The organism is Haloterrigena salifodinae, from assembly GCF_003977755.1.
GTDB lineage: Archaea > Halobacteriota > Halobacteria > Halobacteriales > Natrialbaceae > Haloterrigena > Haloterrigena salifodinae.
In genome coordinates this window covers 395504-406858 of the sequence record NZ_RQWN01000003.1, presented here as the reverse complement: position 1 = coordinate 406858, position 11355 = coordinate 395504, and the positions used below count along the sequence as shown (strand labels likewise).

Annotated in this window: 13 protein-coding genes; 4 read left to right on the top strand and 9 right to left on the bottom strand. The window is 66.5% G+C overall.

Annotated elements, in window-relative coordinates; genetic code table 11:
* Positions 1-8 precede the first annotated feature (8 nt).
* The 4 genes from EH209_RS16535 to EH209_RS16520 form a co-directional block, all read right to left on the bottom strand.
* Positions 9-770: a universal stress protein gene (locus EH209_RS16535; protein ID WP_126663958.1), complete on the bottom strand. Its 762-nt coding sequence runs from the start codon at positions 768-770 to the stop codon at positions 9-11.
* A 108-nt stretch (positions 771-878) separates the two neighbouring features.
* Positions 879-2057: an inorganic phosphate transporter gene (locus EH209_RS16530; RefSeq protein WP_126663957.1), complete on the bottom strand. Its 1179-nt coding sequence runs from the start codon at positions 2055-2057 to the stop codon at positions 879-881.
* A 123-nt stretch (positions 2058-2180) separates the two neighbouring features.
* The gene (locus EH209_RS16525) at positions 2181-2564 is read right to left on the bottom strand and encodes a hypothetical protein (RefSeq protein WP_126663956.1); all 384 of its coding nucleotides are present in this window, start codon (positions 2562-2564) and stop codon (positions 2181-2183) included.
* Between the two features lie 116 nt (positions 2565-2680).
* Positions 2681-4537, bottom strand: a complete 1857-nt coding sequence (locus tag EH209_RS16520) for an SLC13 family permease (RefSeq protein ID WP_126663955.1) — start codon at positions 4535-4537, stop codon at positions 2681-2683.
* Between the two features lie 174 nt (positions 4538-4711).
* Between EH209_RS16520 and hisA the strand changes: the two genes are divergently transcribed.
* A complete protein-coding gene (gene hisA / locus EH209_RS16515; RefSeq protein ID WP_126663954.1) occupies positions 4712-5443 on the top strand; it encodes a 1-(5-phosphoribosyl)-5-[(5-phosphoribosylamino)methylideneamino]imidazole-4-carboxamide isomerase in 732 nt (243 codons plus the stop codon).
* Positions 5444-5551: 108 nt separating this feature from the next.
* Here hisA and EH209_RS16510 read toward each other — a convergent pair whose 3' ends face one another.
* A complete protein-coding gene (locus tag EH209_RS16510) occupies positions 5552-5821 on the bottom strand; it encodes a hypothetical protein (RefSeq protein WP_008893124.1) in 270 nt (89 codons plus the stop codon).
* 317 nt (positions 5822-6138) lie between these two features.
* Between EH209_RS16510 and hisB the strand changes: the two genes are divergently transcribed.
* On the top strand, positions 6139-6729 hold the full coding sequence (gene hisB, locus EH209_RS16505; RefSeq protein WP_126663953.1) for an imidazoleglycerol-phosphate dehydratase HisB: 591 nt from the start codon (positions 6139-6141) through the stop codon (positions 6727-6729).
* Here hisB and EH209_RS16500 read toward each other — a convergent pair.
* Positions 6726-7583 (bottom strand): hypothetical protein, encoded by an 858-nt coding sequence (locus EH209_RS16500; protein WP_126663952.1) that lies wholly within the window; start codon positions 7581-7583, stop codon positions 6726-6728. The genes hisB and EH209_RS16500 overlap by 4 nt on opposite strands.
* Before the next feature lie 109 nt (positions 7584-7692).
* Here EH209_RS16500 and EH209_RS16495 point away from each other — a divergent pair, with 109 nt between their 5' ends.
* Entirely contained in the window at positions 7693-8196 is a 504-nt protein-coding gene (locus tag EH209_RS16495; protein WP_126663951.1) for an amino acid-binding protein, read from the top strand.
* A 7-nt stretch (positions 8197-8203) separates the two neighbouring features.
* Here EH209_RS16495 and EH209_RS16490 read toward each other — a convergent pair whose 3' ends face one another.
* Complete coding sequence (locus EH209_RS16490) at positions 8204-8629, bottom strand: DUF7522 family protein (RefSeq protein WP_126663950.1); 426 nt, start codon at positions 8627-8629, stop codon at positions 8204-8206.
* Between the two features lie 132 nt (positions 8630-8761).
* On the opposite strand from EH209_RS16490, the gene EH209_RS16485 reads away from it, so the two are divergent.
* Positions 8762-9409 (top strand): IMPACT family protein, encoded by a 648-nt coding sequence (locus EH209_RS16485; RefSeq protein WP_126663949.1) that lies wholly within the window; start codon positions 8762-8764, stop codon positions 9407-9409.
* A 14-nt stretch (positions 9410-9423) separates the two neighbouring features.
* Here EH209_RS16485 and EH209_RS16480 read toward each other — a convergent pair whose 3' ends face one another.
* Together EH209_RS16480 and EH209_RS16475 are read right to left on the bottom strand one after the other, a co-directional pair.
* Entirely contained in the window at positions 9424-10209 is a 786-nt protein-coding gene (locus EH209_RS16480) for a hypothetical protein (protein WP_126663948.1), read from the bottom strand.
* Between the two features lie 169 nt (positions 10210-10378).
* The gene (locus EH209_RS16475; protein ID WP_126663947.1) at positions 10379-11242 is read right to left on the bottom strand and encodes a hypothetical protein; all 864 of its coding nucleotides are present in this window, start codon (positions 11240-11242) and stop codon (positions 10379-10381) included.
* Positions 11243-11355: the final 113 nt, after the last annotated feature.

Genomic DNA, 11355 nt, shown 5'->3' with positions numbered 1-11355 from the left:
TTACTCGGTTACTCGGCTACAGCGTCGCCTTTCTCCTCGTCGGCGGGTTCGAGGTACTCTCCGCGGACGACGAGGACCGGATCAGCCGTTCGCCTCGCGATCCGCTCGGCGCGGTCTCGAAGGACGTACCGACGGACCGACGGTCGACTCTCGCCCGCGACGATCGCGTCGTGCTCGTTCGCGGCCTCGAGGATCGCCTCCGTCGGTGAGTCGTCGACGACGATCGAGCGAGAGATCCGATCGCGGTCGACCCCCGCGTCCTCGAGCGCGTCAGCCGTCGTCGCGAGCAGTTCGTCCCCTCGATGCCGGTCTCGTTCGTCCGCGACGACGTGAAAGAGGGTCACGTCGATCTCCGTCCCATCCAGTACCGTAGCGACGAGTCGCGCCTTGTACTCGACGTTAATGTCGCTCCGAATCGCGACGAGAAACCGCTCGAGGACCGGCGCCGGATTGAGAATCAAGACGGCGTCACACTCCGCTTCGACCGCGACGCGTTCGAACGTCTTGAAGCGATCGTGCGTGAACACGAGTCGCGAGGTGACGGGACAGCCGGCGGCTTCGAACACCGACCGACGCTCTTCGAGTTCGCGCGCGGCTCGCCGCTGGTACTGATCGCGCGCCTGATCCGGCGACGTCTGTTCGGGGACTTCGTGATACCCGAGCAAGACGACCGGGATCGACGCGAACGCGTCAACGATGGTCGTGGGAACGCCCTCCCCGCGGAGTACCGCGACGGGAACGAGCACGCGGTGATCGCCAGTGTCAGGCATTGGCGAATGCCTCAGTGTCGCATACGGGACAGCGGGTAATATACCCCCGGCAGGAAAGCGAGCACCGATACCGATCGCCGTCGGCGTCTCGCGTCGGACAGCGGCGGGTCAGAGTCCGAAGAGGGGAACGAACCGAAACGTGGCGTACGCGCCGACCGTCGCGATCATCGGGACGACGTTCTGCATGAGCACGACGCGGGCCGTCGTCGCCGGATCGAAGAGATCGGCCGCACTCGGGACTCGATCGGGTTCTTCCTCGCCGATCGGCGGCAACTTCTCCCCCTCCCGGTCCGCGGTCAGCGCGCCGACCGAGACCGGCGGCGACTCCTCGCCGCGGACCGCCTCGGAGACCGTCACCGGTCGCGTCGCCCGCCCCCAGCCGAGACCGATGATGCACATCGTCGCGATGATGACGAAACTCGCCGGAATGCCGATCGCGGAGAGGAAGATCACGAGTGAGGCGCTGACCGTCGCCGTGACGATCGCCGCCGTCAGCGGCAGCTCCGTGAGCTCGTTGCCCATCGTCTCGAGGGTGCGCCGTGCGATCGTGACCGTCCCGATCCCGACCGCGACACAGCCGATGAGGATAGCGGGATTCATCTCGAGTTCGCCGCTGCCGACGAGCGGGGCGATCGCGTTCGCGATGTTCGAGGTCCCGGAACTGAACGCCATCAGGCAGCCGATGACGATCACCATCGCCACGCCGCCCAGTTCGCGCCGGTTGGTGGTATCGCTCGGAGTCGGGATCGGAACGCGACCGGACCGATCGATTCGGAGGAGCGGGCCGGTGCTGCGTTCCATCGCGAGCTTTCGATTGAGAGACGAGTAGAAGTAGCGACCGATGATCAGCGAGACCCAGAACCCGATGAACGGGGAGACGATCCACCAGATGGCAATCTCGCCCATGACCGCCCAGTTGAGCTCGCCGGCGGCCAGCCCGAGGCCCGCGATCGAACCGACCGCCGTCATCGAGGTCGAGGCGGGAACGCCGAAGAAGTTCCCGATGAACAGCGCCACGCCGATGAAAAAGAGGACGCCGACGCTCGCCTCGAGCGTGAAGACGCCGGGATCGTAGACGAGGTCGCCCCCGAGGGTCTCGACGACGCGACGCCCGATCGTCCACGCACCGACGAAGAAAAACACCGTCATCAGTACGCCGGCCGTCGTCTTCGAGATGGCGTCGGCACCGACGGCCGGACCGAACGCCGGTCCCGTCGTCGCACCGCCGATGTTGTAGCCCACGAAGACGGCCACGAGAATCCCCACGAGCAGCAGCACGGACACCATACTGATATACGGCTTTCACGTCGATTCGGATATTCGTTGTGCCGTCGTGTACGACGCGAGAATCGACGGAACGTCGGGTGTGAGTGACGTCTACGTCAGCGAACCGATACGGCTTCGAGGGGTTTACCGACCCGAGTTCTCGGTCTCGTCTCCGCCGCCCGCTGCGTCGTCGACGACCGTCTCTTCGAGGAGGTCCTCGATCTCGTCTTCGCGCGGACGACGGTCGATGCGCTCGTCGACGGTTTCGATCTGTTGTTGGACCGCGTCGACCTGCTCGCCGATCGACTGTTCGACGGCTTCTTCGACCGTCTCTTCTACTTCCCTCGTCATCCACTCCGGATCGAAGCGCGCCATCTTCCAGATCACGTGCAACGCGTACGAGACGAGGACGCCCAGCCCGAGCGCCAATCCGACTCGCGTTCCCTCGACGACGATCAGAACGACCGAGACGAAAATCAGTACCCCGTAGGCGAGGTCGATGATCGCGTCGATACGGGTCGGATTCATCGTTCGGTCTGCCCCTTCAGCGTAGTCGCAGGTCGGTTTTGGACTCGTTCCACACGGACGCTCATAACGTCGTATCATTTCAGGGTAGCGTGTGAAATCACTTGGGGAGAACTGCATCATACGCCCCAGAAGAGAGCGATCCCGAGCACGGTCACCACCGAGAGCAGCAACTGCAGCGGCGCGCCGATCCGGGCGTAGTCGCTAAAGCGGTAGCCGCCGGGTCCGTAGACGAAGAGGTTCGTCTGGTAGCCGATCGGCCCCAGAAAGGCCGTGCTCGCGGCGAAGGTGACCGCCAGAACGAACGAAAAGGGATTCGCGCCGATGCCCGCCGCCGCAGCGGCCGCGACGGGAATCAGGAGCACGACGCTGGCGTTGTTACTGATGACGTTCGTCAGCAGCGCCGTGAACACGTAGAACACCCAGAGGACCGCGATCGTCGGCAGGACGCCCGCGGCTTCGACGACCGCGAACGCGAGGAGCGCCGCCGCGCCGCTCCCCTCGAGTGCGACTCCCAACGGGATCACGCCGGCCAGCAGGAAAATGATGTCCCACTCGACGGCGTCGTACAGTTCGTTGGGCTCTAAGACGCCGGTGACGACCATGGCGACCACGCCCGCGAGCGCGGAGATGAGGATCGGGTAAATCTCGAGGGCAGCGACGGCGACGACCCCGATCATGATGGCGACGGCGACCGGCGCCTTATCAGCGCGGTACTCGGACCGTGGCGGTTCACGTGCGACGATCACGCCGTCGCGCCGCGAGAGTCGATCTATCGTGTCGGGTGGCGCCTGGATGAGCAGCGTGTCGCCGACGTCGAGCCGGCGGCCGACGATTCGATCGCCGACGAGCGCGCCGTGATGCCGGAGGCCGAGGACGGCGGCGCCGAACTCCTCGCGAAACGACTCGGGCTCGAGGCGTTCGCCGATCAGTTGCGAGTCCAGCGCGACGACCAGTTCCGTGACGATCCCCGACTCACCGTCGGGAGACAGCGTCGCGGTGGAGTCCGACCGACCGACGAGTTCGATGCCCTCGGCGTCCTCGAGGGTCGTGATCGCGTCACGATTCGTGCGGACGACGAGGACGTCGCCCTCCGACAGGTGAGTGCTCCGCCGGGGTGCGACCGACCGGTCCTCGTCGTGGACGATCTGTATGACGTCGATCTCGGGGCCGAACCTGTCGGTCGCCTCGCCGACCGTCTCCCCCACGAGTGGCGACCCAGGGACCACCGCGACGTCGGCGATGTAGTCCCCGACGTCGTACTCCTCGAGGTAGTCCGCCCGCGGCGGGACGCGCTCGGGCAGGAGGTAGTGGCCGACGAAGATCAGATACAACGAGCCGGTGACGACGACGATGATCCCTAACTGCGTAAATTCGAACATCGAGAACCGGTGCAGTTCCGGGTGCTGCGAGCCGAGTCGAGCGCTGACGTCGCTCGCGAGGATGTTCGTCGAGGTGCCAATCAGCGTGAGCATCCCGCCGATCTGTGAGGCGTACGACAGCGGGATCAGCAGCTTCGAGGGCGAGGTGTTCCCGCGATTGGCGACGTCGGTGACGACCGGCACTAATAGGGCGACGACCGGCGTGTTGTTCAGGAAGCCGGAGACCGGGGCGGTCGCGGCGACGGTCGCGAATAGCTGCCTCCGGAGGCTATCGCCCGCGAAGGCCGCCATCCGCCGTCCCAGCTCCTGGACGAGCCCCGTTCGGCTGATGCCGCCGCTCAAGATCAGCATCGCCAGCACCGTGATCGTCGCCTCGTTGGCGAACCCGGAGATGCCGGTCTCGGGATCGACCCCCGTCCACGGTTCTAAGACGACCAGAATCACGATCAGCAAGATCGCGGTCACGTCAATTGGCAGCCGTTCGGTGACGAACAACGCGAGGGCGACCGCGACGACACCGAAGACGACGAGAACGTCCGTCGTCAGTTCGGGCCGGGTCGCGAGGTCCTGCGCGAGCGCGACGGGGGCCGTCATCCGGATATCACAGCCCACGCGGTCCCGTTCCGTAAGCGCTCGCCACGAGATCCGGACTGTAACGGCTCGAGAGTCGTCATCGGCGCTGATACGCGTCCGTCGCCTGCGCCGCTACGCGGCGTCGGCGGCGCCGAAGTCGGTGGCTTTAGGCCCGCGCCCGGCCTGCGCCCTCGTATGAGCGCGTTTCCGGCATTTCAGGTGATTCCAGCCGTCGACATGCAGGACGGCGAGGTCGTCCAGCTCGTCCAGGGCGAGCGCGGGACCGAGAAGACCTACGGCGATCCCGTCGACGCCGCCCGGCGGTGGCTCGACGAGGGCGCCGAGGCGTTACACCTCGTCGATCTGGACGGCGCCTTCGAGGGCCAACGGGCGAACGGCGACGCCATCGACGAGGTCCTCGAGACCGTCGACGTCCCCACCCAGTTAGGCGGGGGCATCCGCACCGCCGACGACGCCGTCGACCTGCTCGAGCGCGGCGTCGACCGGGTCATCCTCGGCACCGCCGCCGTCGAGAACCCCGAGATCGTCGCCGAGATCAGCGAGCGCCACCCCGACAGCGTGGTCGTCAGCCTCGACGCGAAGGACGGCGAGGTCGTCGTCGAGGGCTGGACCGAGGGCGCCGGGATCTCGCCGGTCGACGCCGCCGAGCGCTACGAGGAACTGGGGGCCGCGGCGATTCTCTTCACGAACGTTGACGTCGAGGGCCAACTCGAGGGGGTCGCCACCGAACCCGTCCGCGAACTGGTCGAGGCGACCGACATTCCCGTGATCGCCAGCGGCGGCGTAGCCACGCTGGAGGACGTGCAGGCTCTCGAGGCGGCCGGCGCGGCCGCCGTCGTGGTCGGGAGCGCGCTGTACGAAGGCCGGTTCTCGCTCGCGGACGCCCAGAACGCAGTCGACGGGTAGCGACTGGAACGACGGAGCGAATGACGCTCGGTATCGCAGATCGCGACGTATTCGAGAGGTGACTGACCGGGCGACGGGATTGAGTCCGGTGCGAGCGTCGATAGCGCGTTACTGCTTGTAGCCGTGGCCGACGTAGAGGGCACAGACGTTGACGGCGAGGAGGACGAGGAACGTAGCGGTGATCCGCGGATCGCCCAGCCCCTGTGCGAGCAGCGGCAGGTGGACGAACGGGAGGGCGATCGCGACCCAGAACGAGAGGAACTGCGTCGAGCCTTTGACTGAGCGGACGAGCCGGCGGAGGCGCTGCTCGTGTTGTCGGTCCGATTCAGGGCCGGACGGACCGATCGATTCGTTCGAGAGCGGGGAGGGGTTTGACATCGGTTCGGGTCACCTCTTCGTATACACGACATTCTCCCCTCTCATCATATAACGGACTGAATATTGTCGTCATTTCGCTTCGTTTCACTCCCGATAACGAGTCAATACGATATTTCGAAACCCGCTCAGAAATAGTTAGATCTTTCATAAGGATCTTAGAGGGCCCAATCCGGTTCGAAGCTATTTTTCGACTCCCGAGCGATCGAGAGTGAAACATGGGCGATAGTATCTGTATATAGACGCTGTCGGCGCTGGTCCCTCGAGGGGGAGACCGGTCGAGCGCAATTCCCTTGTACCGGCGGTGCGATCGAAGCGACATGAGCGAGCGAACGGCGACCCGAACGCGGGAGACGGCCGAGACGTCGATCGAACTCGAACTCGCGATCGACGGCACCGGCGAGGCCGACGTCGACACCGGGATCGGTTTCTTCGATCACATGCTGACGTCGTTCGCCAAACACGGCTTGTTCGACCTGACCGTCGACTGCGATGGCGACCTCGCGGTCGACGACCACCACACCGTCGAGGACGTGGCCATCGTCCTCGGGGAGGCGTTCGACGAGGCGCTAGGTGATCGGGCGGGGATCGTCCGCTACGCCGACCGGAAGGTGCCCCTAGACGAGGCCGTCGCCGGCGCCGTCGTCGACGTCAGCGGCCGCCCTCGGTTCTACTTCGACGGGGCGTTCTCGCAGGCCCAAATCGGCGACTTCACGAGCGATATGGCTCGTCACTTCGGCGAGTCGCTGGCGATGAACGCCGGCCTGACCGTCCACCTCGAGGTGGTCTCCGGCGAGAACGCCCACCACGAGGTCGAGGCGCTGTTCAAGGCGCTCGCGCGGACGCTCGACGATGCGACGCGACTCGACGAGCACCGCGAGGGGACCCCGAGCACGAAGGGGACGCTCTAGGCGTCGGGTCGGCGCAGTTCGCCGCGCTTCTCGACGAACTCGTCCCGTTCGATCGCGTGATCGATGATCGCGTCGACCTCGCTAGACTCGAGGTCGTAGGCGCCGGCGGCCAGGCTTTCGACGGCGCTGCGCTGCATGGGGAACTCGCGGTTTCGCAGCAGTCGAAGCACCTTGCCGTACGCGGCCGGCGGCTGACTCGACTCGTCTCGATCGGCCGACGCGCTGGTCTCCGCGTCGCCTGAGCGCTCGTCGTCTGACTCGGCTGTGTCGTCGGTTCCTTCTCCGGTTGTAGACGCCGTTTCCGGTGTGTCCGATTCCCCGTTCGCGGGCTCGGAGTGCTCGAAGGTGATCCCGTCCTCGAGCAGCGACTCGGAATCGATCGCCGCGTCACCGCCGGCGTCGGCGGCGCTGTTGTCAGCTCCGGCGGCTTCGGCTTCGACGCCGTCAGGTTCGGCGTCATTGGCGCCGACGTCATTGCCGGCGGCGTCGCTCTCGCCGGGAGCCGCGTCCGACACCGTCGCGTTGGGGCTCGAGGCCCGCGATCGCTTCGGGGTCGACTCGTCGGCCGACGCGACGACGGTTCCGCTCTCGCTCGTGGATTCGCCGGCACGATCGCCGTTGTCGTCGCCCTCGCCGGAGCGTCGTCCGTCCTCCGCGGACGCTGCCGACGACTCGCCGTCGGCGCCGGCGCGGGCGAGCAGTGGTTCGATGAGGGTCTGCAGACGGTTCTTGCAGTCGGCACAGAGGACGACGCGTCGCTGTTCGGCCTCGGTCGGCTCGAGTTCAGGCGGGACGATTTCGAAAGCCCCGGCCGCGTCGCCACCGCAGAAGTCACAACGTCGGAGTTCGCGCATGGTATGGCGTTTTTCCCGGACCGTCAAAAATCGCCCGTCAGACGCGACGTCTCCTCGTTGGCGTCGATCACTGGGCCTTATACGCCGGCCGCCGTATACCCGGCAACGAATGTTCGACGAGATCATGGAGAAGTTCGAGGGCTCGCCCAGCCAACAGGCGGTGATTCGCTTGCTACTGGAGCGAGGGTTCTCGGTCAACGACGACGGCCGCGTCGTCTCCGGGGGGATCGAGATTCCGAACACGGGTATCGCTCGCGAGATCGGCGTCGACCGGCGCGTTGTCGACTCGACGACCGACGTCATCCTCGAGGATCCCGAACTGCGCCGTATCTTCCAGAACATCTCGCAGGTGCCGAGCCTGATGGACCTGGCGCCGGTGCTCGACCTGACGGTACTGACGGTCACGCCCGACGACGCCGATCAGAAGGGCATCGTCGCGGGGATCACCGGGCTCCTGGCCGAACACGACATCTCGATCCGCCAGACCATCAGCGAGGATCCGGAGTTCACCGACGAGCCACAGCTCTACCTGATCACCGACCAGGAGCTGCCGGGTAACGTCATCACCGAAATTCGGGACCTCGAGTTCGTCCGCAAGATCGAACTCCAGTGACGGCTGGTCAGTCGTCGCCGTCGGTCGACACCGTATCGACGTGATCGTCTAACACCGACTTGGTCGCCGTCGTCAGTTCCTTGAACCGATCCATCGACATGTCGTCGGTCGTCACCCAGACGCCGTGGGGTCCGCGGATCACCCGCGAGAGGTAGCCGTTCTCGAACATTCGGACCGTCGCCTGGTACTCGCCGAGTTGCGTGTTGCGGTAGGCCGACTGGGAGCGAAAGCCGAGTCGTTCGTGGTCGGCGAAGCCGACGAGGTCGGCCGTCTGCTCGAGATCCGAGCGGAGGTAGATCTGCTCAACCTCGTCCTCGGTGAAGTAGGTGATGCTCCGCAGTTCGTCGCCGACGGCGGTCCGGCTGACGCTGAGGAGCTCCTCCGCGAGCGTCTCGTCGATGGTTTCGGTCTCGAGTTCGGTTTCGTCGCTCATGGCTGCACCCTCTACAGCGGGGGATAAGAGCGTGTTGAACATATAGAATATGATACTTCTATCGAACGAACGGACCGACGCACTCTTTTCGCTACCGGGCGTACCGTCGAGCATCGTGCGAGGGGAGTCGCCGTGAGTCGATCGTACCGGACCGTCGCCGAGGCGGCGACCGCCGACTTCGTCGTGCAGGGCTCGGAGTTCATCGGCCGCGTTCGACCGGTCGACTCCGTCGACTCCGCCGAGTCGTTCGTCGACGCCGTCAGCGAGGAGTTCGCCGACGCGACCCACAACGTCCCCGCCTACCGGGTGCGAGTCGGCGACGGAGCTGACAGCGGCGGGAACGGCGAGGAGGGCGCGGGAGCGGGCTACTTCCTTCGGGAGTACTCGAGCGACGACGGCGAGCCCTCCGGATCCGCGGGAAAGCCGGCACTGAACGTCCTCACCCAGCAAGAGATCGAGAACTGCGCGGTCGTCGTCACGCGCTACTACGGCGGGACGAACCTCGGCGTCGGTGGCCTCGTCCGGGCCTACTCGCGGGCGGTCAAGGAGGCCGTCGAGGCGGCCGGCGTCGTCGAGGAACGGCCCCACGAACGGGTCTCGATCACCGTCGAATACGACGACTCCGGCACGGTCCGCGGGATTCTCGAGAGCGAGGGCTACGAGTTCGAGGCCGACTATCAGGAAGCCGTCTCGTTCGACGTTCGCGTCCCCCTCGAGGAGGCCGACGCGTTCCGTGATCGACTGCGGAGCGCGACGAGCGGGCGGGCGGACCTCGAGTAACGCGGGGACGACGCCTATCGTCTGCCGGCCGTCTCGAGGCGTCGATCGATCGCCTCGCGGAGGGCCTCGGGGTCCTCGAGGGCGTCTTGGTCGAAGCGGTGGTCGAACCGCCCGCGGTCGATGACGAGTTCGTCGCCGCGGAGCCGGACGTGGGTAATCGACGACCACGGGACGAACTGCCGGCGGTACGGTCGCTCCGTGGCGAACCCGTGTTCGTAGACGCGGATTTCGGCCGCCTCGCTCGAGGCGTCGGGGAACCATCTCGTCCAGCGACCTTCAGTGACGCTCACGACCGCGCCGAGAACCATGGCGCTGGTCCCGAGGACCGCAGACCACCAATCGCCGACGACGGCGCTGCTGACGGCCAGAAGCCCCCACATGAGGAACTGGATGAGATCGAGGGTCCGCGAGCCGGACGGCGACCAGTACCAGCGCCAACTCGCGACGGGCTCGTCGCCCTCAGTGGCAGCGTCGACGTAGCCGTTCTCCGCCACCCGCGCGAGGAGGATCCCCGAAATCGCGACGGCACACGCCGACCCGAGTGCGGCGAATTTGACCTGCGGCTCGAGTGACCACGGAAGCGACGCGACGATCACCGCGGCGAACGGGAGGGCCCCGCAGATGATCGCCAGCCTGCGGACCCACGTCTGACCGAGTCGCCCGGGGAGTCCGTGCAGGCGTCCCGCGATCCCGGCACCGACGACGGCCCCCGTCGCGAACGTCGCGACAGCGATCGCGAGGAGGCGCGGGGACGATTCGAGCGACAGAGCGGCGGCCGTCGTCGCGAGCCCACCCAGCACGGCGCCGACGTAGAGCCCGAACGCTACCCGGAACGCCGTCCCCGTTGGTCCGGGGCCAGCGTTGCCGGCCGCCGGTGTCGCGTTCGAATAGGATATATGAAACGTATTCGTGTAGGATCAAAAATAGTTCGGTCGAACGGAGTCACCGACGCACCGTCGTAACCCGCGATCAGGCGACCGCGGACGCGATTCGACGGTCGATGGCCTCGAGAACGGCCTCGGGGTCCTCGAGTTCGTCCCGGTCGAACCGCACGTCGCGGAGACCGCGGTCGATGACGAGTTCGCCCTCGCGCAGGCGGACGTGATTGACGTCGCGCCACGGGACGAACGCCTTCGTGTACGGCCGCCGTTTGACGAGCCCGGTCTTGTAGAATTGAATTTCGCAGCGCTCCCGTCCCGGACCGAACGACCACCGACCCTCGACGAGACAGCTCACCATCCAGAAGACGGCGAGCGACAGCCACAGCAGACCCTGCGCCGGGGATCCGGTGACGGCGTCACCGATTCCGATGACGAGCCAGATCCCGGCGAGCAGGGCGTCGACGATCGGGGAACCGGGCGGCGTCCACCGCCACCGTTCCGCGGGCTCGCCGGTGGTAACCGCATCGACGTACCGGTTTCCGGCCAGTTGCGAGAGAACGTAGCCCGAGACGAAGACGGTGATCACCGCCCAGAGCGCGACGGCATCGACGGCCGCCTCGAGCGGAGCGAACCAGATGACGACGAACGGCACGGTCGGGACGACGACCGCCGCCCGTCGGCCGAGCGTGCGGCCGAGGCGGACGGGAAGCCGCGGATCCGCGGCCGCCAGCGCCAGTCCGCCGACGAAGCCGCCAACGAACCCGGCCGCATAGACGGCGGGAAGGGGACCCCGGACGAACGCGGTCAGGACGGCCGCGACCGAGACGACGCCCGCGAGGAGGGCGCCGGCGTAGACGGCGACGACGAGCCGAAAGCGCCCGTCTGACGGCTCGTCGCCGCCGTCACCGCTGTCACCGAGCGCGACGCGCTCGGTCGAGGTTCGCATGGCCATACTCGAGATACGACGGCGTATTGACAAAACTCCATCGGACTCGACGGTGCTGCCGATCGACCGCCTCGCGAGTCGGTGCCGATCGCGATCGATCGGCGCTCGAGGGCACGACT